The organism is Pseudomonas sp. BF-RE-22, from assembly GCF_019956155.1.
Lineage (GTDB): Bacteria > Pseudomonadota > Gammaproteobacteria > Pseudomonadales > Pseudomonadaceae > Aquipseudomonas > Aquipseudomonas migulae.
Map to the genome: position 1 here is coordinate 63,305 of NZ_JAHBDD010000044.1, position 23,477 is coordinate 86,781.

General features: G+C 61.6%; 15 protein-coding genes and 1 pseudogene. 5 read left to right on the plus strand and 11 right to left on the minus strand.

Annotated features, from left to right (window positions below; translation table 11 throughout):
* Positions 1 to 5: 5 nt before the first annotated feature.
* The 6 genes and pseudogenes from KGA82_RS20240 to KGA82_RS20265 form a co-directional block, all read right to left on the minus strand.
* Positions 6 to 2,723: a nitrate reductase gene (locus KGA82_RS20240; RefSeq protein WP_223452116.1), complete on the minus strand. Its 2,718-nt coding sequence runs from the start codon at positions 2,721 to 2,723 to the stop codon at positions 6 to 8.
* Between the two features lie 20 nt (positions 2,724 to 2,743).
* A pseudogene (locus tag KGA82_RS20245) lies at positions 2,744 to 3,943 on the minus strand (NAD(P)/FAD-dependent oxidoreductase); the annotation flags it as partial.
* Between the two features lie 413 nt (positions 3,944 to 4,356).
* Entirely contained in the window at positions 4,357 to 6,027 is a 1,671-nt protein-coding gene (locus KGA82_RS20250; protein ID WP_008037772.1) for a bifunctional protein-serine/threonine kinase/phosphatase, read from the minus strand.
* A 7-nt stretch (positions 6,028 to 6,034) separates the two neighbouring features.
* Positions 6,035 to 7,246: a nitrate/nitrite transporter gene (locus KGA82_RS20255; RefSeq protein ID WP_008027395.1), complete on the minus strand. Its 1,212-nt coding sequence runs from the start codon at positions 7,244 to 7,246 to the stop codon at positions 6,035 to 6,037.
* 314 nt (positions 7,247 to 7,560) lie between these two features.
* Complete coding sequence (locus tag KGA82_RS20260; protein WP_008027390.1) at positions 7,561 to 8,136, minus strand: ANTAR domain-containing response regulator; 576 nt, start codon at positions 8,134 to 8,136, stop codon at positions 7,561 to 7,563.
* Positions 8,137 to 8,151: 15 nt separating this feature from the next.
* A complete protein-coding gene (locus KGA82_RS20265) occupies positions 8,152 to 9,363 on the minus strand; it encodes a CmpA/NrtA family ABC transporter substrate-binding protein (protein WP_223452119.1) in 1,212 nt (403 codons plus the stop codon).
* A 229-nt stretch (positions 9,364 to 9,592) separates the two neighbouring features.
* Here KGA82_RS20265 and KGA82_RS20270 point away from each other — a divergent pair, with 229 nt between their 5' ends.
* Complete coding sequence (locus KGA82_RS20270; RefSeq protein ID WP_032832392.1) at positions 9,593 to 10,612, plus strand: quinone-dependent dihydroorotate dehydrogenase; 1,020 nt, start codon at positions 9,593 to 9,595, stop codon at positions 10,610 to 10,612.
* A 243-nt stretch (positions 10,613 to 10,855) separates the two neighbouring features.
* On the opposite strand, the gene rmf is transcribed toward KGA82_RS20270, so the two are convergent.
* Positions 10,856 to 11,071 carry a ribosome modulation factor gene (gene rmf, locus KGA82_RS20275; RefSeq protein WP_003223300.1) on the minus strand — a complete coding sequence of 72 codons (216 nt, stop codon included), beginning with the start codon at positions 11,069 to 11,071 and terminating at the stop codon, positions 10,856 to 10,858.
* A 531-nt stretch (positions 11,072 to 11,602) separates the two neighbouring features.
* On the opposite strand from rmf, the gene rlmKL reads away from it, so the two are divergent.
* The gene (gene rlmKL, locus KGA82_RS20280) at positions 11,603 to 13,873 is read left to right on the plus strand and encodes a bifunctional 23S rRNA (guanine(2069)-N(7))-methyltransferase RlmK/23S rRNA (guanine(2445)-N(2))-methyltransferase RlmL (protein WP_008027386.1); all 2,271 of its coding nucleotides are present in this window, start codon (positions 11,603 to 11,605) and stop codon (positions 13,871 to 13,873) included.
* A gap of 143 nt (positions 13,874 to 14,016) precedes the next feature.
* Entirely contained in the window at positions 14,017 to 16,407 is a 2,391-nt protein-coding gene (locus KGA82_RS20285) for a GGDEF domain-containing protein (RefSeq protein ID WP_223452128.1), read from the plus strand.
* A 129-nt stretch (positions 16,408 to 16,536) separates the two neighbouring features.
* Here KGA82_RS20285 and dacB read toward each other — a convergent pair whose 3' ends face one another.
* Positions 16,537 to 17,997, minus strand: coding sequence for a D-alanyl-D-alanine carboxypeptidase/D-alanyl-D-alanine-endopeptidase (dacB, locus tag KGA82_RS20290; protein WP_223452130.1), 1,461 nt, complete (start codon positions 17,995 to 17,997; stop codon positions 16,537 to 16,539).
* A gap of 234 nt (positions 17,998 to 18,231) precedes the next feature.
* Between dacB and KGA82_RS20295 the strand changes: the two genes are divergently transcribed.
* Positions 18,232 to 18,576, plus strand: coding sequence for a YggL family protein (locus KGA82_RS20295; RefSeq protein ID WP_008027379.1), 345 nt, complete (start codon positions 18,232 to 18,234; stop codon positions 18,574 to 18,576).
* Between the two features lie 185 nt (positions 18,577 to 18,761).
* Here KGA82_RS20295 and KGA82_RS20300 read toward each other — a convergent pair whose 3' ends face one another.
* A complete protein-coding gene (locus tag KGA82_RS20300; RefSeq protein ID WP_223452132.1) occupies positions 18,762 to 19,955 on the minus strand; it encodes a benzoate/H(+) symporter BenE family transporter in 1,194 nt (397 codons plus the stop codon).
* Positions 19,956 to 20,315: 360 nt separating this feature from the next.
* On the opposite strand from KGA82_RS20300, the gene KGA82_RS20305 reads away from it, so the two are divergent.
* Entirely contained in the window at positions 20,316 to 21,080 is a 765-nt protein-coding gene (locus KGA82_RS20305; protein ID WP_223452134.1) for a GntR family transcriptional regulator, read from the plus strand.
* A gap of 154 nt (positions 21,081 to 21,234) precedes the next feature.
* Here KGA82_RS20305 and guaD read toward each other — a convergent pair whose 3' ends face one another.
* A complete protein-coding gene (guaD, locus tag KGA82_RS20310) occupies positions 21,235 to 22,539 on the minus strand; it encodes a guanine deaminase (protein WP_008027372.1) in 1,305 nt (434 codons plus the stop codon).
* Between the two features lie 8 nt (positions 22,540 to 22,547).
* Positions 22,548 to 23,393, minus strand: coding sequence for a xanthine dehydrogenase accessory protein XdhC (gene xdhC, locus KGA82_RS20315; protein WP_008027370.1), 846 nt, complete (start codon positions 23,391 to 23,393; stop codon positions 22,548 to 22,550).
* Positions 23,394 to 23,477 lie beyond the last annotated feature (84 nt).

Sequence of the window (23,477 nt, forward strand, 5' to 3'; positions counted from 1 at the left end):
TTTCCTCACGAGATGACGGCGATCGGCTGCGCCGTGGCGGCCAGCAAACGCTTGATTTCCGGGACGCACGAGCCGCATTGCGTGCCGCAGCCCAATTCCTGTTTCAACCCCTGCAAATCCAGGCCTCGACGGATACCGGCACAGACCGCGCCTTGGCTGACGTTTTTGCAGTTGCACAAGGTTTTAGTGCCGGCAACCGATGTGGCGGCGTTGCCCGGTGGAGCGCTCAGCGGTGCAAGCAGCCAGCGTCGCAGTTGTTCATCGGCGCGACCTTCTTGCCAAAGGTCCTGCAGCCAGTGCTGTGCCAGGGTTTCGCCGGCCAGGCGAATCGCGGTGATCCGGCCGTGCTCGATCCGCACCCGTTTGCCGATGGCGCGCCGTGGGTCGTCGTACGCCAGGACCGGACCTTCATTGAGCCCAAGGCAACGGTCGATATCGCATAACAATTGCGGATCTGGCGCTGTGGCGCTGGCAGCGCGTATGAGCAGCGCAGGGCGCTCACGACCAGTGAGGCTGAGGCTGACGTAGGAAAACGCCTCACAGAGTGGTCGTAGCGTCTCAAAATGCTGTTGAACATCGCCCTCAATCAGTACGAAAAGGTTCCAGGGCAAATGCACGGGGTCGATTCGTACGCCGCTGTGTTTGAGTTCCGGTTGTTTCGACAACGGATCGAATGCCGGTTGGGTGAGCGCATTGACCCCGCCCTTCAGGAACCGGTCGCCCCAGTGCATCGGCAGAAACGCCTGGCCCGGACGCACGCTGTCATCGCTGCCGACGGCGACAATCACCGCGCCGCGACGGCTTTTCAAACTGACCAGTTCTCCCGGTTGCAGTCCATGGCGATGCAAATCATCCGGGTGCAGGCTCAGCACGGCCTCGCTGACATGACCGAACAACTGCGCGGCCGTGCCGGTGCGGCTCATGCCGTGCCATTGATCGCGCAGGCGGCCGGTGATCAGGGTCAGCGGGAATTGCCCATCGCGCTGTTCCTTGGCGGCAAGGTACGGATCGGCCACGAACCGGGCACGCCCGTTGGCGGTCGGGAAAATTCCGTCCCGATACAGTCGGGCCGTACCTTCTCGGGCGCCGGCGGGAAACGGCCATTGCTGTGGACCGAGACGATCAATCAGCTCATGACTGATACCGGACAAATCCAGGTCCCGGTCGCGCGTCAGGAGTTTGTACTCATCGAAGACCTGCGCCGGGGTGTCGAACGCAAACAGACTGGGTTGTCCGGGGCGCAGGTATTTTTCCAGGCGCTGTGCGAAATCCACTGTAATTGCCCAGTCGGAACGCGTTTCTCCGGGGGCGACAATCGCCCGGCGAACGTGGGAAATCCGCCGTTCGGAGTTGGTCACCGTGCCGTCTTTTTCACCCCAACTGGCAGCAGGCAGCAGTAGATCGGCGAACGCGGCGGTTTCGGTGGTGCGAAAGGCTTCCTGCAACACCACGAACGGGCAGGCTTGCAGCGCCTCGCGCACGGCGCTCTGGTCCGGCATCGATTGCGCGGGGTTGGTGCAGGCGATCCACAGGGCTTTGATGGTTCCGTTACGAACCTGCTCAAACAATTCGATCGCAGTGAGCCCGGTGTTTGCCGGCAGTTGATCCACGCCCCAGTAGGCTGCGACTTCTGCGCGATGCTCGGCATTGGCCGCTTCGCGATGGCCTGGCAGCAGGTTCGACAGGCTGCCGGTTTCGCGGCCACCCATGGCATTCGGCTGACCGGTCAGGGAGAAAGGTCCTGCGCCGGGACGGCCGATCTGCCCGGTGGCCAGGTGCAGGTTGATCAGCGCACTGTTTTTCGCACTGCCGGCGGTGGACTGGTTCAGTCCCATGCACCACAGCGACAGAAAGCTTGGCGAGGTGCCGACCCACTCGGCGCATTGCTGCAGTTGCTCAACGCTGATCCCGCACAGCTGCGAGACCATTGGCGGCGTGTAATCGCGCACCAGGTTTTTCAGTTCAGCCAGGCCTTCGGTGTGGGCCTCGATGAAGTCGCGGTCGATCCAGTCTTCCCACAGCAGCAGGTACAAAATCCCATGGAACAAGGCGACATCGGTGCCCGGAAGAATTGCCAGATGCAGGTCAGCCAAGTCGCAGGTATCCGTACGACGCGGGTCGATGACGATGACTTTCATCTGTGGTCGGCGGGATTTGGCCTCTTCCAGGCGGCGAAACAGGACCGGGTGGGCGTAGGCCATGTTACTGCCGACGATCATCACGCAGTCGCTTGTCTCAAGGTCTTCGTAGCTGCATGGCGGTGCATCGGCACCGAGGCTGCGCTTGTAGCCGACCACTGCCGATGACATGCACAGGCGCGAATTGCTGTCGATGTTGTTGGTGCCGACCAACGCTCGCGCCAGTTTGTTGAAACTGTAGTAGTCCTCGGTCAGCAACTGCCCGGAGATGTAAAACGCCACGCTGTCCGGGCCATGTTCGGCGATGGTTTCGGCGAATACGCTGGCGGCGTGATCAAGGGCGGTGTCCCAGTCGGTGCGGCTGCGGGCCAGGCCTTTGCCCAGGCGCAGTTCCGGGTACAGCGCTCGGGCCGCGAGGTCGCCGGTCAAGTGCAGGGTCGAGCCCTTGCTGCACAGCTTGCCGAAGTTGGCCGGGTGGGCCGGATCGCCGCTGACGCCGAGGATGCGCTCGCCGTCATGCTCGATCAGCACGCCGCAGCCGACCCCGCAGTAGCAACAGGTGGAGGCGGTGATCTGGCGGTTCATCAGCTGGCTTCCCGCATGGCTTCACCAAACATCAGGTGATTGCGGATTTCGTCGATGTTCCGGTTCTCTCGAATCTGCCGGAAATACCAACCGCCATCGGCCGTGTCGCCGTACAGGCAGGCCCCGACCAGCACGTCGTCCTTGATCACCAGTTTTTTGTAGATCCCGCCGATCGGGTCGGAAAGGGTGATGGTTTCGGTGCCTTCGCCGCCCATGAAATCGCCGGCGGAGAACAGGTCGATGCCGGTGACTTTCAATTTGGTCGAGGTCACCGAGCCTTTGTAGCTGGCGAAGCCAAGCTGTGCGAGATGGTTGGCGCAGACCTTGGCCTGTTCGAACAGCGGCGCCACCAGGCCGTAGGCGATGCCGCGATGGCTGGCGCATTCGCCGATGGCGTAAACCCGTGGGTCGTAGGTTTGCAGGGTGTCGTTGACCAGAATCCCACGGTTGCACGGGAGGCCGGAGCGCTCCGCGAGTTCGGTCGCGGGGCGGATGCCGGCGGCCATCACCACCAGGTCGGCGGGGATGCGGTCGCCGTTCTTGAACTCGACCGAGCCGACCCGGCCATTGCCGGCATCGTGCAAGGCCTGGGTTTGCTCGCACAGGCGAAAGTGCAGGCCACGGTCCTCAAGCGCGGTTTGCAGCAAGCGGCCGCTGACGCTGTCGAGTTGCCGTTCCAGCAACCATTCGCCGTTGTGCACCACGGTGACGTGCATGCCGCGCAGCATCAGGCCATTGGCCGCTTCCAGACCGAGCAGGCCGCCACCGATGACCACCGCGTGCTTGTGGGTTTTTGCGGTGTTGATCATGGCTTGGGTGTCGGCGATGTCGCGGTAGCCGATCACGCCGTGCAACGTGTTGCCCGGGATCGGCAGGATGAACGGGGTCGAGCCGGTGGCAATCAGCAGGCGGTCGTATTCGGCCTCGGTGCCGTCGTCGGCGATGACCCGACGTTTGATCCGGTCGATCTCTACGACTCTGCGGTTGAGCAGCAACTTGATGTTGTTGTCCAGGTACCAGTCCAGGTCGTTGAGCGCGATCTCTTCGAAGGTTTGCTCGCCGGCCAGTACCGGCGACAGCAGGATGCGGTTGTAGTTGGTATGGGGTTCGGCACCGAAGACCGTGATGTCGTACAGCTCGTTGCTCAGCTTGAGCAGCTCTTCCAGGGTGCGAACCCCGGCCATGCCGTTGCCGATCATCACCAGTTTTAGTTTTTTCATCAGGTTCTCCGGGGAGCTCGGACCCGCCTCGACAGGGCGTTCAGGTCGTGCTCGACAAATTTTGCGCAAACAAAAAAAGGCGTCCCGCTAGTTGCCTAGCGAGGACGCCTTTGTCCTGGTCCCGTTCTCTCGGGAAGCGCATCCTTCGTCGTTGAAGGCTGGGCTTTATGTCTGTTGAGAGAGGTAATGCAGTGGTTGTGCCAAGTTGACCTACACCCGGTTTTGTTGGCTCGGAGTGCTTAATCAAAGGGGGCTTCTGCACCGAATCGAAGCGTGGTGCCCGCTAATGGAGCGGGTTGCTGATGGATTTGTGCTGGTTGTCAGTCCGCCTTCGCGAGCAAGCTCGGCTCCTACAGGTCGATCAACCCGCAACCTGTAGGAGCGAAGCTTGCTCGCGAAAGGCGCGACTCGGTCTAGCCGCGAAACAGCAAAACCAGCAGCACCACATTCACCAGCAGCGCCACCAACGCCAGCGTCCGCCAGACCTTCACTGGCTCGCGCTCCAGCAGCGGCCGGGGCCGCACGCTCAAACTGCGTCGTTCACCCTGTTCCAGCACCAATAACCATTCTTCCGCAGTTTCGAATCGCTCTGCCGGGTCCGCCGCCACCGCGCGTTCCAGGCTTTGTGCGATCCACTCGGGCAGGTCCGGGCGGTAGCGACTGGCGCTGACCGGTACACCAAACCGTGGACGCTGGAACGCTTCGATTTCGCCGTAGGGATAATGCCCGGTGAGCAGGAAATACAAGGTCACGCCGGCCGCATACAGATCCTGTTGCGGGCTCGGCGCGTCACCGCGAAAAGCTTCCGGCGCAATGTAACTGGGCGTTCCGGGCAGGGTCGAGGCCTGATCTTCAGACAGACCAGGGCAGTAGGCCAGACCGAAATCCAGCAGCCGCAGTTCGCCGTCATCCCCCAGCAGCAGATTCTCCGGTTTGATGTCGCGATGCAGAATCTGCCGTCGATGCAACATCCCGACCGCCCGCAGCAAACGTTCCGCCAGATCCTGCCATTGGGCCAGCGGCAGCGTTGTGGTTCGCTCAGCCAGTTGCGCCAAAGTCGAACCGGAATATTCACGCATCACGTAGTACAAATGCTGACGCTGACTGGCGGCATGGACTTCAGGGAAATGCCGGCCGGCCACGCGCTTGAGAAACCATTCCTCCGACAGCAAGGCTTGCCCGGCCAGGTGATCGTCGCGCAACGCGCCGGGCAGGGTTTTCAGCAGCCAGGGTTGTTGCTGTGCGTCGCGCACCCGATAGAGCAGCGACTGCTGGCTCTGGCCGAGTATTCCTTCGACGTGCCAGCCCTCAAACGTCTGGCCCGGTTTCAGCGCTGGCGGCAGTGGCCATTGCTGCACGTGAATCAACGCATCGCCGATGCTCGTTTCACCGAGGGCATCGACCCGCACCAATAACGCGCTGGCGTTGTCCTGACTGCCCGCCAGATGCGCCGCATTCACCAGGGTCTGCGCGGCGCTGTGCAGATCCGGTTGATCGCGCAGAATCGCCGCAATCGCGGTGTCGCCCAGCACGGCCCAGATGCCGTCGCTGAGCAGCACGAAATGCTCATTCAGCCGCAGTTCGCCATCGAGAAAATCCAGCACCAGATGCTGATCGAGGCCGAGCGCCCGTTTGAGCACATGCTGCATGCCCGGTTGATCCCAGACGTGGTCCTCCGTGACCCGCTGCAATTGATCGGCATGCCAGCGATAAACCCTGCAGTCCCCGACATGCGCCAAGGTAAAACGCCTGCCGCGCACGACCAAGGCACTGACCGTGGTCAGCAGCGGTTGCCCACCGCCATTGGCCTGCAACCAGCGATTTTGCGCCAGCAGCAAACGATCCAGTGCCTGGGCGACACCCCAGGTTTCCGGGGTGGCGTAGTAGTCCAGCGCCAGCGCCTGCAAGGTCGAACGTGCCGCGAGGCCGCCATCGGCGCACTGGCTGACGCCGTCGGCGATGGCGAACAGGTAGCCCTTGCTCGCCGCCAGCGCCGGGGCCGGCGTCACCAGGCGCAGGGCGTCCTGGTTCTCCTCGCGCGGACCGATGGCGCTGGCTTCGGCAAAACTCAGTTGCAGGCTCATTCAGCCCTCACACCCGCGCAGCAGTGACGGCCGCCGAACCCCAAGTGGTTCTCCAGCGACGCTTCACACCGTGCAGACCGAACCAGGCGAGGACGCCGAGGCTGGCGAACAACCACAGCGCCAGTTGATAACTGCCGGTGCTTTGCTTGATCGCGCCCATGCCTGCCGCGAGGGCGAAGCCACCGATGCCACCGGCCATGCCGATCAAACCGGTCATCACACCGATCTCGCGACGAAAACGTTGCGGGACCAATTGGAAAACCGCGCCGTTACCGGCACCCAGGCCGAGCATCGTGCAGACGAAAAGTGCCAGCGCCGCGTAGGAACTCGGCAAGTTGAAACCCACCGCCGCAATGCAGATCGCTGCCACCGTGTACATCGCCAGCAATGTGCGAATCCCGCCGAAGCGGTCGGCCAGTGCGCCGCCCAGAGGACGCATCAAACTGCCGCCAAACACGCAGGCCGCCGTGTAGTAACCGGCAGTCACCGGGCTCAGGCCGTATTGGTCGTTGAAGTAGCCGGGCAGGGCGCTGGCCAGGCCGATGAAGCCGCCAAAGGTCACGCTGTAGAAAAACATGAACCACCAGCTGTCGCGGTCGCCCAAGGCTTTGAAGTAGTCGGACACCGACTTGGCTTTTGGCCGTTCAGGCGCGTTTTTGGCCAGCCAGGCGAAGACGATGATGGTCAGGATCAGCGGGATCAGCGCGAAGCCGAACACGTTGCTCCAGCCGAACGCGGCGGCCAGCACCGGAGCGATCAGCGCGGCCAGCACGGTGCCCGAGTTACCGGCCCCGGCGATGCCCATGGCCTTGCCTTGATGCTGCGGCGGATACCACTGCGACGCCAGCGGCAGGGCCACGGCGAACGACGCGCCCGCCATGCCGAGGAACAGGCCCAGCAGCAGCGCTTGTTCGTAACTTTGGATGCCGTGCTTCCAGGCGACGAACAGGGCGCAGATGACGATCACCTGGCCGATCAGCCCGGCGGTTTTTGGCGACAGGCGATCCGCCAGCATGCCCATGATAAAGCGCAGTACGGCCCCGGCCAGAATCGGCGTGGCCACCACCAGCCCGCGTTGTTGGGTGGTCAGGTGCAGGTCGGCGGCAATCTGCACCGCCAGAGGGCCGAGCAGGTACCAGACCATGAAACTCAGGTCGAAATAGAGGAAGGCCGCGAACAGGGTCGGGGTATGGCCGGATTTCCAGAAGCTTGAATTCATCGCGCACCTCAGCTGTGAGTCGTCTCGAGAAGGAGTCATGAGCTTGCAGGTGGGGGGCCGCAACGGCCGCACCACCGGCCCCGGTCTGTGGGGCCAAAACAAAAAAACGCCGCCACCCGATTCGCCATGGGCAAATGAGGTGAGCGACGTCTTTGTCGTAGGTGGGGCAACCGCCGTTGGTTACCTGTAGTGATTGCTTAGCGAGATTTGTGCCAACAGTCCGAGATCGAGTCGACCCTTTCGCGGGCAAGCCTCGCTCCTACAGTTCGAACGCAATTCCTCTGTAGGAGCGAGGCTTGCCCGCGAAGGGGCCTTCAGCCGAGCAGCTCACTCATCGCAATGATCTGCTCCGCCACCTGAATCAGCTTCTGCTGCCGGCTCATGGCCTGGCGGCGCATCAGCGTGTAGGCCTCTTCTTCGTTGCAGTCCTTCATCTTCATCAGCAGCCCCTTGGCCAGCTCGATGCGCTTGCGCTCGGCCAGTTGCTGGTCGCGGGCGTGCAGTTGCGCGCGCAGGGCCTGGTCGCTTTCGAAGCGTGCCATGGCCACGTCGAGAATCGGCTGCAAGCGTTGTGCGTGGATGCCTTCGACGATGTAGGCGCTGACCCCGGACTTGATCGCCTGACGCATCACGTCGGGGTCATGTTCGTCGGTAAACATCACAATCGGCCGTGGCTGGTCTCGACTCACCAGCACCACTTGCTCCATCACATCGCGGCTCGGTGACTCGGTATCGATCAAAATCACATCCGGACGCACCGTTTCGACGCGCGCGGGCAGGTCGATGGTCAGGCCGGACTCGTCGATGACCTCGAATCCGGCTTCGGTCAGGGCGGCCTTCAAGCGGCCGACTTTCTTCGCGGTGTCGTTGATCAGCAGGATACGCAGCATGTTCGTAGTCTCCTGTCAGCGGCTGGCGAGTAGGGGCGAGCTGTCGCTCATGGCGTGCAGTTTGAAGCTGCGGGCATACCCGGCCGGGTCCGAGCCGTCCCAGATTTTGCCGTCGATCAACTGGCTGCTACGCATTTCCCTGGCCGAAGAATCGACACCGACCGCGCTGGCGGCCTCTCGATACAAGTCTAGTTGCTGGACCTGACGGGCCACGGCGAGGTAGTCCGGGTCGTCGCGCAGCAAACCCCAGCGACGGAACTGGGTCATGAACCACATGCCATCGGACAGATAAGGCTGATTGACCTCGCCGGCGCCATGGAAGCGCAGCGCGTGCAGGTCTTGCCAGCGGTTGCCGAGGCCGTCGGCGTAGTCGCCGAGCAGGCGCGGTTCGATGCAGTCGAGCGGCGCGTCCAGGTATTGGGGGGCGCTCAGCAACTGCGCGGTGCTGCGGCGATTCTCGACGCTTTCTTCAATGAAGCGACTGGCCTCCAGAATCGCCTTCACCAGCGCCCGTGCGGTGTTGGGGTATTGCTCGACGAAGGTGCGGGTGCAGCCGAGGACTTTTTCCGGATGATCGGGCCAGATGGTCTGGGTCGTTGCCATGGTGAAGCCGAGATTGTGTTTCACGGCGCTGGCGGACCACGGTTCACCGACGCAGAAACCGTCGATTCGCCCGGCTTGCAGGTGCGCGACCATTTGCGGTGGCGGCACCACCACACTGTCGACGTCATGCAGCGGATGAATGCCCTGGCTCGCCAGCCAGTAATACAGCCACATGGCGTGGGTGCCGGTCGGAAAAGTCTGGGCGAAGGTGAGTTTTGGGCGAGTTTGGTGCACGTGGCGGTCCAGTGCTTCAGGACCGGTCACGCCCAACGCCTGCAAGCCGTGGGAAAGGTTGATGCTCTGGCCGTTCTGGTTCAGGCCCATGAGCACCGCCATCTCGGTTGGCGCCACGCCGCCAATGCCCAGGTGCACGGCGTAGATCAAACCGTACAGGCTGTGGGCGGCATCGAGTTCGCCGCTGACCAGTTTGTCCCGCAGGTTGGCCCAGGAAGACTGGCGCTTGAGGTTCAAGGTCAGGCCGTAGGGCTGGGCGAAGCCCTGAGTGGCGGCGACCACCACCGAGGCGCAATCGCTCAAGGCCATGAAACCGAGGTTGATGTCGGTCTTTTCCGGGGCATCGCTGCCGTTGACCCAGGCCAGAGGGCCCGCTGTGGTTTCATTCATGGCAAAACACCTTCCAAAAAAAACGTCGTCCCAGGCCTTCGCGCAAGCAAAGCCGGGTGACGACGCCATTGTCCTTCCACTCATCCCGTCGTTGGCATGAGTGCTGATGCCTGTGTTGGTGCAAGGCATATGCCATCGCTTGCTGATTTTGTCGCGCGCCTCGCTTGCGACCCCGATGCCCGGCTATAATCGCCGCCTCATTTCGCCGCCATTCGAGTCAACGCCGCCCATGTACACCCTGGCCCGTCAGCTGTTGTTCAAACTTTCCCCGGAAACCTCCCACGATCTGTCCCTGGACCTGATCGGCGCGGGCGGGCGTTTGGGCCTCAACGGCTTGCTGTGCAAGGCGCCGGCAAAAATGCCGGTAAGCGTCATGGGCCTGGACTTCCCGAACCCGGTGGGTCTGGCGGCCGGTCTGGACAAGAATGGCGCGGCCATCGATGGTTTTGCCCAGTTGGGTTTTGGTTTTGTCGAAATCGGCACCATCACGCCGCGTCCACAGCCGGGCAATCCGAAACCACGGATTTTCCGTTTGCCGGAAGCTGAGGCGATCATCAACCGCATGGGTTTCAACAACCTCGGCGTCGATCACCTGCTGGCCCGCGTGGCTGCGGCCAAGTACAAGGGCGTGCTGGGCATCAACATCGGCAAGAACTTCGATACCCCGGTCGAGCGTGCGGTCGACGATTACCTGATCTGCCTCGACAAGGTCTACGCCCACGCCAGCTATGTGACGGTCAACGTCAGCTCGCCGAACACCCCGGGCCTGCGCAGCCTGCAGTTCGGTGATTCGCTCAAGCAATTGCTGGCTGACCTGGCGACTCGTCGTGCCGAGCTGGCGTTGCGTCACGGTAAACATGTTCCGTTGGCGATCAAGATCGCACCGGACATGACCGACGAAGAAACCGCGCAAGTCGCTCAAGCGCTGATCGAAACCGGGATGGACGCGGTGATCGCCACCAACACCACCCTGAGCCGCGTTGGCGTCGAAGGCATGGAATACGGTGACGAGGCGGGCGGTCTGTCCGGGGCGCCGGTTCGTGACAAGAGCACCCACACCGTGAAGGTGCTGGCGGCCGAGTTGGCGGGTCGTTTGCCGATCATCGCCGTGGGCGGCATCACCGAAGGCAAGCATGCCGCCGAGAAAATCGCGGCGGGTGCGAGCCTGGTGCAGCTCTATTCCGGCTTCATCTACAAAGGCCCGGCGCTGATTCGCGAGTCCGTGGACGCCATCGCCGCCCTGCGCTAAACCCTGTAGGGCTGGCTCGCCGCCTTGCGTAAATCCTGTAGGAGCATGGCTTGCCAGCGAAGGCGTCCTCAAAATCGCCTTCGCCGGCAAGCCGTGCTCCTACAGGGGGCGTGTTTGGCCAAACTGCAGGCATAAAAAAGGGCCCCTCGAAGGAGCCCCTGGGCCGAAGCCCGCCGCCCGGATGGGGCGTGCGTGGTAAGTCGTTACGTAATCAGGTTGTCGTGTCGGAGTGTGTGCCCTGTGTTAGCCGACGGCGTGAAGTTCGTTGAGTCTATGGATTCCCGCAGTGCCGGTCATACCGTCCCAGTTGTCGCCGCGTCCTTCTCGCCAGCCGTTAATCCAGGCTTGGCGTACTGACGGTAGAGTAAATGGGCAAAGCTCACGGGATTTGCCACCAACGCCATATTGATATCCGCGCAAAAATGCTCTTTCCAACGGATCACGCTTAAGTCTTCTCATAGGGTGTTGCCCTCACTTGTTGACTGTATGTATCGCGTTGACCTCAATCGAGGTCTGGCAGAAATGTCTGCCGTTGGGGGGCTCGCTGCCGGCGTGGCGAGCCAAGGTGTTGACGTCCGTTGTGGCGCCAACCTGTATTGAGTTCTAACCAATGCGTCACATCGAGGGAATGATCGTTTTGTCATAAGGACGTAACCATAAAGATGCTATGGCCATAAGTAACACGATGTTTGTCCCGTGTTTATTAGCCAAAGCCCTGTATGATCGGCCCCCCGCAGGATGATGGGGTTAATCCTTTAGTGAGAATGCCTCGCGTTGGTCTCGGGCATTATTCGACGAAGGGTCGAGTTATGACATTTTGTTGCATCAACTTTTTTATCTGCCCGTGCATCTAAGCTCTTCTAACCTGAGCAGCACGGGTGGGACGGCACACCTTCGTGCCACGCGGGCGCTCTTTTAGAAAAGCGCCTGATTGAAAACCGGGCCGGCAATGCGTTGTCGGTTCACTTAGCCAAAGGCTCTGAAATTCCAATGTCCGATCAATTCGAAATCTTCCTCACTTGCCCCAAAGGCCTCGAAGGCCTGCTCATCGAGGAAGCCGTCGGGCTTGGCCTTGAAGAAGCGCGTGAGCACACCTCTGCCGTGCGCGGCATGGCGACCATGGAAACCGCTTATCGCCTGTGCCTGTGGTCGCGTCTGGCGAACCGGGTGCTGCTGGTGCTCAAGCGTTTCCCGATGAAGGACGCCGAAGACCTGTATCACGGCGTGCTCGATATCGAGTGGCAAGACCACATGCTCAACGACGGCACCCTGGCCGTCGAGTTCAGCGGTCATGGTTCGGGCATCGACAACACGCACTTCGGCGCCCTGAAAGTCAAAGACGCCATCGTCGACAAACTGCGCACTCCGCAGGGCGACCGTCCGTCCATCGACAAACTCAACCCGGACCTGCGCATTCACCTGCGCCTGGACCGTGGCGAAGCGATCCTGTCCCTCGACCTCTCCGGCCACAGCCTGCACCAGCGCGGTTACCGCCTGCAGCAAGGCGCGGCGCCGCTGAAGGAAAACCTCGCGGCCGCCATCCTGATCCGTTCCGGCTGGCCGCGCATTGCTGCCGACGGCGGCGCGCTGGCTGACCCGATGTGCGGTGTTGGTACGTTCCTCGTCGAAGCGGCGATGATCGCCGCCGATATGGCACCGAACCTGCGTCGCGAGCAGTGGGGTTTCACCGCGTGGCTTGGCCACGTGCCGGCGCTGTGGAAAAAGCTTCACGAAGAAGCCACCGAGCGCGCTGCGGCCGGTCTGGCCAAGCCACCGCTGTGGATTCGTGGCTACGAAGCCGACCCGCGCCTGATTCAACCGGGCCGCAACAACGTCGAGCGTGCCGGCCTGAGCGAGTGGATCAAGATCTACCAGGGCGAAGTCGGCACCTTCGAGCCGCGTCCTGACCAGAACCAGAAAGGTCTGGTGATCTGCAACCCACCGTACGGCGAGCGTCTGGGCGACGAGGCGAGCTTGCTCTACCTCTACCAGAACCTCGGCGAGCGTCTGCGTCAGGCCTGCCTGAACTGGGAAGCGGCGGTGTTCACCGGCGCGCCGGACCTGGGCAAGCGCATGGGCATCCGCAGCCACAAACAGTATTCGTTCTGGAACGGCGCGCTGCCGTGCAAGCTGCTGCTGATCAAGGTCACGCCGGATCAGTTCGTCACCGGCGAGCGTCGCACCCCGGAACAGCGTCAGGTCGAGCGCGAACAGGCGGAATACGATCAGGCACCGAACGAGCCGCAGGAACGCCAGTACAACAAAAACGGTAACCCGATCAAACCGGCCGCGGCACCCGCTCCGGTGATCGAGCAACCGCGTTTGAGCGAAGGCGGGCAAATGTTTGCCAACCGTCTGCAAAAGAACCTCAAGGCGCTGGGCAAGTGGGTCAAGCGTGAAGGCATCGACTGCTATCGCGTCTACGATGCCGACATGCCGGAATACTCGATGGCCATCGACCTGTATCAGGATTGGGTTCACGTCCAGGAATACGCCGCGCCGAAATCCATCGACCCGGAAAAAGCCTCGGCGCGCATGTTCGATGCACTGGCAGCCATTCCACAGGCGTTGAACATCGACAAGAACCGCGTAGTGGTCAAGCGTCGCGAGCGTCAGAGCGGCACCAAGCAGTACGAACGCCAGGCGGCGCAAGGCAAGTTCGTCGAGGTCAACGAAGGCGGCGTGAAGCTGCTGGTGAACCTCACCGACTACCTCGACACCGGGCTGTTCCTCGACCACCGGCCAATGCGCATGCGCATCCAGAAAGAGGCGGCCGGCAAGCGCTTCCTCAATCTGTATTGCTACACCGCGACGGCCAGCGTCCACGCAGCCAAGGGCGGCGCGCGCAGCACCACCAGCGTCGACTTGTCGAAAACCTACCTCGACTGGGCGCGTCGCAACCTGTCGCTGAACGGTTTCTCCGACAAGAACCGTCTGGAGCAGAGCGACGTGATGGTCTGGCTGGATGCCTGCCGTGACGAGTTCGACCTGATCTTCATCGACCCGCCGACCTTCTCCAACTCCAAGCGCATGGAAGGGATCTTCGACGTGCAGCGCGATCAGGTGCAGTTGATTGACCTGGCCATGGCGCGACTGGCGCCGGGTGGCGTGTTGTACTTCTCCAACAACTTCCGCAAGTTCGCGCTCGAGGAAAACCTCACCGAGCGTTACGCGGTCGAGGAGATCACGACCCAGACCATCGATCCGGACTTCGCCCGCAACGGCAAGATCCACCGGGCCTGGAAAATCACTGCGCGTTGACAGTTTTTTGCATTGGATCCACAGAGCCTTGATTTTTAAAGGCTCTTGGCTTCTTTCAGTGCTGGTCAAATTGATGGCTAATAGCTATAACTCATCGCATGGCCAATGGGCTTTTCCGGCACCTGGCGTTTTGAGTTGCCTCTATGTCGTTGCACGCCGTGCGCCCAAAGATCCTGGGTTTTATCAGTGAAGACGTCTCGGCCTGGCTGGTCGCGCTGTTTGTATTGGTCGTCGGCGGGGTTCTCACCGGGTTGCTCGCCTGGTCGACCCTGAATCTGTTTCACCAACAATTGCGGCAACGTTTCCAACTGCTGGCCAGTGAACGTTACAGCCGTATCGAAGAACGCTTCGAAGATCAGGAGCAGCGCCTCGATGGCCTGCGCCGGTTCTTTGTCAATTCCGCTTCGGTTGCCCGCGAGGAATTCGACGGTTACACCCAACCTTTGCTGCACCGGACTCAGGCCTATTCGTTCGCCCTGCGGGTCAGTCGTGCCGAGCGGGCGGAGTTTGAGCGTCGGGTGCGGAAAGAGGGGGTACCCGATTTCAACATTCGTGAGCTCAATGCCGACGGTCAGCTGCAATTGGCGGCGGAGCGCGATGAGTATGTCGCGGTGCTGTACAGCCAGACCCAGAGCAAGCTCGGCTCACCGTTGGGCTACGATCTGGCCGCGCAGCCCCTGCGCCGTGCCACCCTGGACCGGGCGGACCAGCATGGCCGGATGGCGGTGTCGCAGCCGATGCATCTTGTCGCTATCGAGCCGGCTTATGCACGGGGCGTGTTGCTGGTGGCGCCGGTCATGCCACGCAAAAGTCCAGACACGAAACCTTACGGTTATGTGATGGCGGTGATCAGCATGCGGCAGTTGCTGGCCGATGGCTTGCCGGAAGCGGGCCGTGATTATCTGTCAGTGCGAATCCTCGACCTGTCCATCGAAGAACAGCACGAAGTGCTTTACGAATCGCCCAACGGCCCCGCCGTCAGTGAGTTGTCCGCGACCCGGCTGCTGCGGCTGGCCGACCATGACTATCAGGTCGACATCCAGCCCAGCGAGGCCTTCCTGCAAGCCAACCACTCTTCGGTCAGCAGCCTTGTGGTGCTGGGTGGTTTGCTCAGTCTGCTGCTCAGCTCGCTGCTTTATGTGTTGGTCAGTCAGCGGCAACGCGCGCTGAAAATGGTCGAGCAGCGGACCCAGGAGTTGCGCGCCCGAGAGCAGGAGCTGCGCGGTACCCATGGTCAACTGCGTGGCGTATTGAATGCCGCGACCCAGGTGGCGATCATCGCCACCGACCTGCGCGGCGTCATCAGCACGTTCAACGCCGGGGCGGAGCAGATGCTCGGCTACTCAAGCGTGGAAGTGGTGGGGCACATGACCCTGGAAAACCTGCACCTGCCCCGGGAACTTGCCGCGCGTTCGGCCGAGTTGAGTGCACGTTATGGCAAACCGATTCCGACCTGCCAGGCGATGTTGGTCGAGGGCGGCGAGGAGGGCGGTCACGAGGCGCGGGAGTGGACGCTGGTGCGTGGCGATGGCAGCCAGTTGACGGTGAACATGCTGGCGACCCCGGTGCTCGACGAGCAAGGTTTGTGGGTCGGGCACCTGGCGATCTGCATCGACGTCACCGAGCGCAAGCGCGTGTACGAAGCGCTTGCCGCACGGGATTTGCTCTTGAAGAAACTCAGCGCCCATGTGCCCGGCGGAATTTACCAGTTCAAGATGGAATTCGACGGGCGCTTCAGTGTGATCTACGCCAGCGACGGCATCCGCGATATCTACGAGCTCGAGCCGGATGTCTTGCTGCTCAATGCCGAAGCGATTTTCACCCGGATTCACCCCCAGGACACCACCCGGGTCCGCGCTTCGATCCGGGCGTCGGCGGACACGCTCAGTCCGTGGCGCGAGGAATACCGCGTGCAATTACCGGTGCGGGGGGTGCGCTGGGTCCGTGGCGAAGCGACCCCGGAGGAACTGCCCGGCGGCGGCGTGCTCTGGCATGGCTATATCTCGGACATCTCCGACCTCAAGCGCGTCGAAGAAGAGCTGCGGGCGCTGTCGATCACCGACTCGCTGACCGGGATCCACAACCGGCGCTACTTCCAGGAGCGCCTGACCACCGAGATGGTTCGTGTGGAGCGCGGTGGCGGCGAGTTGTCGGTGATCATGCTCGACATCGACCATTTCAAGCGCATCAATGACCAGCATGGCCACGCCGTGGGCGATCGGGTGTTGCAGGCGGTGTGCGAGCGCATCGGCAATCGCCTGCGTCGCACCGATGTGTTCTGTCGCCTGGGCGGTGAAGAGTTCATGGTGCTCTGCCCGGACATCGATGGCGAACAAGCCTATGGGCTGGCGCTGGAGTTGTGGCAGGGCTTGCGCAGTTCACCGATCGACGATGTCGGGGTCGTCACGGCGAGTTTCGGCATTGCCAGTTGGCGTGCGGACGAGGGCGCGGATGCGCTGCTGTTGCGGGCGGACTCGGGGGTGTATGCGGCGAAACAGGCGGGACGGGATCGGGTTCAGGGCGAGTTGGGTTAAGTCGGGCTACACACAACCCCCCTGTGGGAGCTAGCCTGCTAGCGATAGCGGTGTGTCAGTCAATACATGTGCCGACTGACACACCGCTATCGCTAGCAGGCTAGCTCCCACATTGGATTTGAGGTGTGCTTACAACACCGAAGCGGTATCAGGCAGTTTCGGCTGGCGATACAAGTCCAGCAGCACCTGATCCAGCACCGACGATGCGCCAAACGGGGCCTTGTCGTTGAGGATCGCCACCACCGCCCAGGTGTTGCCATTGACGTCGCGGCTGAAGCCGGAGATCGCGCGCACGGTGTTCAGGGTGCCGGTCTTGACGTGGGCTTCGCCGCGCATCGCGGTGGTCTTCAGGCGTTTGCGCATGGTGCCGTCGGTGCCGGCAATCGGCATCGAACTGATGAACTCGGCAGCGTACGGGCTATGCCACGCGGCTTGCAGCATCGCCGCCATTTCACGGGCGCTCACGCGTTCTGCGCGGGACAGGCCGGAACCGTTTTCCATCACCAGGTGCGGCGCGGTAATGCCTTTCTTCGCCAGCCACTGACGCACCACGCGCTGGGCCGCTTTGGCGTCATCGGCGTCGGCGTCGGTGCGGAATTTCTGGCCCAGGCTCAGGAACAACTGCTGCGCCATGGTGTTGTTGCTGTATTTATTGATGTCGCGGATGACTTCCGCCAGGTCCGGCGAGAAGGCGCGAGCCAGGACCTTGGCGTCTTTCGGCGTGGGCGCCAGAACATCCCTGCCCTGAATGCTGCCGCCCAGTTCCTTCCAGATCGCCCGGACGGCACCGGCGGTGTACGTCGCGTGATCGAGCAGCGACAGGTAAGTCTGCGAGCTGCAGCCATCGGCCAACTGCCCGCCGACGGTCACGGTGACACTGCCGTCGGCCTGGGTCACCGGGTTGTAACGCACGCCACCGGTGCATTGCTTGCCGTTGACGGCCTTGACCTGGTTTTCGATGCGGATGCTGGCAATCGGCGGCTCTACCGAGATCAGCACCCGGCCGTTGTCGTTGCGCGCGACGAAGCGCAGGGCCTTGAGGTTGACCAGCAGCGAATCGGGTTTGACCAGGAACGGTTTGTTCTCGTCATTGCCGTCATCGTTGAACTCCGGCAGTTGCGGTTGCACGAAGAAGCCACGATCCAGCACCAGGTCGCCGGTGACTTGCGTCACGCCGTTGGCCCGCAGGTCGCGCATCAGCAGCCAGAGTTTTTCCATGTTCAGCTTCGGATCGCCGCCACCCTTGAGGTAGAGGTTGCCGTTGAGAATGCCGCCGCTGAGGGTGCCGTCGGTGTAGAACTCGGTTTTCCACTGGTGGTTCGGGCCGAGCATTTCCAGCGCCGCATAGGTGGTCACCAGTTTCATGGTGGACGCCGGGTTGACCGAGACGTCAGCGTTGAAAATGGTCGGGGTGCCAGGGCCATTGAGCGGGATCATCACCAGCGACAGGGCGTTGTCCTGCAGCTTGCTGGCCTTGAGGGCTTTTTCGACGTTGGGCGACAGCGCGGTGTTGATGGTGGCGGCGGAAACGGGGAGGGCCAGCGGGAGAAGAAGACTGGCCAGCAGCAGTGGACGCAAAGATTTGATCATCTGAAATAAAACCCTACAGGCGAGGGGAAAAAAGACGAGGGCATGAAGATAATTTCCCTCAGTGGTCATGAAAGTGTCGGCATTATGCCCCAAGGTGTAGCGGCTTGTGCCGTGCCCGCGCCTTCTAATCCGCTATTTTTTTACCGGCGGTAACGCGTTGCGCCCAGAGAGTCGGGCAATTGGCGGCTTAAACTGCTAAAGTGCCGCCCGTTATTACTTATGAGGATTGTTCCAATGGCGACTAACCGTTCCCAGCGTCTGCGCAAAAAACTGTGCGTCGATGAATTTCAAGAGCTGGGTTTCGAGCTGAACCTGGATTTCAAAGAAGATTTGGCTGATGAAGCCATTGATGCTTTCCTCGACGCGTTCCTGAAAGAAGCCATGGAAGCCAACGGTCTGGGCTATGTTGGCGGCGACGACTTCGGTCTGGTTTGCCTGCAGAAACGTGGCTCGGTGTCCGAAGAGCAGCGTGCAGCTGTTGAGGCCTGGCTCAAAGGCCGCAGCGAACTGACTGAAGTCACCGTCAGCCCGCTGATCGACGTCTGGTACCCGGAAAAGCCGATCAATCCGGTAGCTTGATGTCATAAAAGAAGCGGCGACCCAAGGGTCGCCGTTTTTTTATGCCTGTCAGAAACCACCGCCCGCTCCCCTGTGGGAGCGAGCCTGCTCGCGATGGACTTCAGAGCACCGCGGGGTATCAGATTCCCCGCGTAATCGTTAACGTCCATCGCGAGCAGGCTCGCTCCTACAGGGGACGGTGTGTATCAAGCAGCCTTGCGCCAATTCAGGATCACCAGCGTCAACACCCCCGCCACAATCCCCCAGAACGCCGAACCCACGGAAAACAGCGTCAACCCCGACGCCGTGACCATAAAGGTGATCAGCGCCGCTTCGCGTTCCTTCACTTCGGCCATCGCAATGCTCAAGCCATTGATGATCGAGCCGAACAACGCCAGTGCCGCAATCGACAGCACCAGTTCTTTGGGGAGCGCGGCAAACAGCGCCGCCAGCGTCGCGCCGAATACCCCGGCAATCCCGTAGAAAACCCCGCACCACACGGCGGCCGTGTAACGCTTGTTGCGGTCTTCGTGGGCATGCGGCCCGGTGCAGATCGCTGCGCTGATGGCGGCCAGGTTGATCCCGTGGGAACCGAACGGCGCCAGCAGCAGCGAGGCGATGCCCGTCGTAGTAATCAGCGGCGAGGCCGGCACGGTGTAGCCGTCGGCGCGCAGCACCGCAATGCCCGGCATGTTCTGCGAGGTCATCGCCACCACGAACAATGGAATGCCGATGCTGATGGTCGCGGCCAGGGAGAAGTGCGGCGTGGTCCAGACCGGCGTCGCCACTTCCAGGTGAAACACGCTGAAATCCAGCAGCCCCATGAACCCTGACAGCGCCGTACCGATCAGCAGCGCAGCGAGTACCGCGTAGCGCGGCGACAGGCGCTTGACCACCAGGTAGGTGAAAAACATCCCCAGCACCAGCGCGGTGCGATGTTGGGCGGCGACGAAAATTTCGCTGCCGATCTTGAACAGAATCCCGGCCAGCAACGCGGCGGCCAATGAGGCTGGAATCTTCTTCACCAGGCGTTCGAAGCTGCCGGTCATGCCACACACGGTGACCAGCACCGCACAGGTCATGTAGGCGCCAATGGCTTCGCCGTAACTCACACCGCCCAGGCTGGTGATCAGCAACGCCGCGCCGGGTGTCGACCACGCGATGGTGATCGGCGTGCGATAACGCAGGGACAGGCCAATCGAACACACCGCCATGCCAATGGAAATCGCCCAGATCCACGACGAAATCTGCCCGCTGGTCAGGCCTGCCGCTTGCCCGGCCTGGAACATCAACACCAGGGAGCTGGTGTAGCCGGTCATCATCGCGATGAACCCGGCGACGATGGCGGAAGGGGACGTGTCCGCCAATGGGCGGAGCTGCGTGTGCGTGGCGTCGTTCATGACAACGGTGTTCCTTAATACGTACGAAAATACCCAAAGCAACGCAATCCCCAATGTAGGAGCGAGGCTTGCCCGCGAAGGCGTCATATCATTCAACATTGATGTCAACTGACACGACGCCTTCGCGGGCAAGCCTCGCTCCTACAGGGGATCGTATTCGCTGCGGATTCTGCGGATAAGCCTAAACTCAAACGTAAGCAATCGTTGCGATACAGCAAAGGCGACAAACAGCCGTACAGTCGTGTTGCCACCATCCATTGTGTACAATCGCGGTGTTTTTTACGCGATACTTGCCAGCGACCCACTGTGCCGTATTACAGTCACGGTCAATTCGCCGCAGTTCTCCCGACTCGAGTGCCCATGAACGAACAGTTGCAACCCCTCAAGAAACAACCGCGAGCAGGCAAAGCCGGCCGCAGCGGTACCCAGGACGATATTGTCTACGCGCATATCTTCGAGGCCATCCTCGAACAGCGCCTGGCGCCCGGCACCAAGTTGAGCGAAGAAGCGCTGGGGGAAATTTTCGGGGTCAGTCGCACCATCATTCGCCGCGCGCTGTCGCGCCTGGCTCATGAAGGCGTCGTGCTGTTGCGGCCGAATCGCGGCGCCGTGGTTGCCAGCCCGAGTGTCGAGGAAGCGCGCCAAGTGTTCCTCGCCCGCCGTCTGGTCGAACGTGCGATCACTGAACTGGCCGTGCAGCACGCCACCTCCGAGCAAATCGCCGAGTTGCGGCAGATGGTCAACGACGAACGCGACAGCTTCTCCCGTGGCGATCGCGGTGCCGGCATTCGTCTGTCGGGCGAATTCCACCTGAAACTGGCCGAAGCGGCGAAGAATGCACCGCTGATCAGCTTCCAGCGCAGCCTGGTGTCCCAGACTTCGTTGATCATCGCGCAGTACGAAAGCGGCAACCGTTCGCACTGTTCCTATGACGAACACACCCAACTGATCGACGCGATCGAAGCGCGCAACGGTGAGCTGGCGGTGAACCTGATGATGCACCACATGGACCACATCGACAGCAAACTCAACCTTGACGAAGAAAGCGCGTCGGATGATTTGCACGCGGTGTTCTCGCATTTGTTGCAGACCAAGAAGCCAGGGCGTTCGCCGGCGAAAATCTGATAGACCGCGTCGCTGCCTTCGCGGGCAAGCCTCGCTCCTACGGGGTTTACGCTGTACCTGTAGGAGCGAGGCTTGCCCGCGAAGGCGACCTCAAAGCCAATAAAAATCCCCCGCAACCATCGATTGCGGGGGATTTTTTTATGCCCGAAAAACCCTAGCGCTGATGCACCTGATTCCCCGCCGCATACGTCTGCAACACCGTCCGGTCATCCCCCAGCGTCATCAACACAAACAACGTCTCGGCAATGTTGTTCGCCTGCTTCAAGCGGTAGCTCAGCAACGGCGTGGCGTTGTAATCCAGCACCAGGAAGTCCGCGTCGGTGCCCGGTTGCAGTGTGCCGATCTTGTCCTCAAGCCGCAGTGCCCGTGCGCCGCCCAGCGTCGCCAGGTACAACGATTTGAACGGGCTCAGTCGCGCACCTTGCAACTGCATGACCTTGTACGCCTCGTTCAACGTTTGCAGCAGCGAGAAACTGGTGCCGCCGCCCACATCGGTGCCGATGCCGACATTGAGTTTGTGCTTCTCGGCCATCGGCAGGTTGAACAGGCCGCTGCCGAGGAAGAAGTTCGAAGTCGGGCAGAACGAGATGGCCGAGCCGGTTTCTGCCAATCGCGCGCATTCGTCATCGCACAGGTGCACACCGTGGGCGAAGACCGAGCGCTCGCCGAGCAACTGGTAGTGATCGTAGACGTCCAGGTAGCCTTTGCGCTCCGGGAACAGTTCCTTGACCCACTCGATTTCCTTGAGGTTTTCGCTGATGTGGGTCTGCATGTACAGGTCCGGATATTCACTCAGCAACTGACCGGCGAGGGTCAGTTGTTCCGGGGTGCTGGTCGGGGCGAAACGCGGCGTGACGGCGTAGTGCAAGCGACCCTTGCCGTGCCAGCGCTCGATCAGCGCCTTGCTTTCGACGTAGCTGGATTCGGCGGTGTCGGTCAGGTAGTCCGGCGCGTTGCGGTCCATCATCACCTTGCCGGCGATCATCCGCAGGTCCAGCTGTTCAGCCGCTTCAAAGAACGAGTTCACCGATTGCGGGTGCACGCTGCCGAACACCAGCGCGGTGGTGGTGCCGTTGCGCAGCAGTTCCTTGATGAAAATGTCTGCGACTTCGTCGGCGTGAGTCTTGTCGGCGAACTGGCTTTCACACGGGAAGGTGTAAGTGTTGAGCCAGTCCAGCAATTGCTCGCCGTAGGCACCGACCATGCCGGTTTGCGGCAAATGGATGTGGGTGTCGATGAAACCGGGGGTGATCAGCGCGTCCTGATAATGAGTGATCTCGATATCGGCGGGCAGGGTTGGCAGCAATTCGCTGGCGTGACCGAGGGCACTGATCTGGCCGTTATCGACCACCAGCAAACCGTCTTCGAAATACTCGTACGAGGCTTCGATACCCACTTCAGCGGGGTCGGCGATGCTGTGCAGGATGGCGGCGCGGTAGGCTTTGCGAGTCAGAGGCATGGGCGTTCTCAATTAGAGGCTTGGCTGCGGCGTGAAGCAGGCAGCAGTTTGGCAATCGACGATCCGGCGCTGGCGGTGTGCTGGCCGAAATTCGCGTTATAGGTGGCGATGATTTCGCCGGCGATGGAGATGGCGATTTCCACAGGCAATTTGCCTTTGACTTCGCCGATGCCCATCGGGCAGCGCATGCGTTGCAGCACGCTGCTGTCAAAACCACGGTCGCGCAGGCGATGTTCGAACTTCACCCGTTTGGTTTTCGAACCGATCAGGCCGAAGTAGGCGAAGTCGTTGCGCTTGAGGATCGCGGCGGTGAGTTCGAGGTCGAGCTGGTGGTTGTGGGTCATGACGATGCAGTAGCTGCCGGCGGGCAGGTCGTCGATTTCATCCACCGGCTCTTCGGCGACGATTTTGCGCACGCCGTGGGGGATCTGTTCAGGGAATTCATCTTCCCGCGAGTCGATCCAGCGCACCCGGCAGGGCAGGCTGGCGAGCAGCGGCACCAGTGCGCGACCGACATGGCCGGCGCCGAACACGGCGATCTGCGCCTGGACCTGGCCCATCGGTTCGAACAGCAGCACGGTCACGCCGCCGCAGCACTGGCCGAGGCTGGCGCCGAGGCTGAAGCGCTCCAGGTGCGTGTCCTGTTTGCCGCTGGCGAGCATTTCGCGGCCGATCTGCATGGCCTTGTATTCCAGATGCCCGCCACCGATGGTGTCGAAGGTCTGGCTGGCGCTGATGACCATTTTCGAACCGGCATTGCGCGGCGTCGAGCCGAGCTCTTCGATGATGGTCACCAACACGCAGGGTTCACCGCGGTTTTGCAGGTCGGCGAGGGCGTCGATCCAGTTGTACATGTTTCACCTCGACATCTGTGTTGTCTATCCGGGCCTCATCGCTAGCAGGCTAGCTCCCACAGTTGATCGCATTCCCCTGTGGGA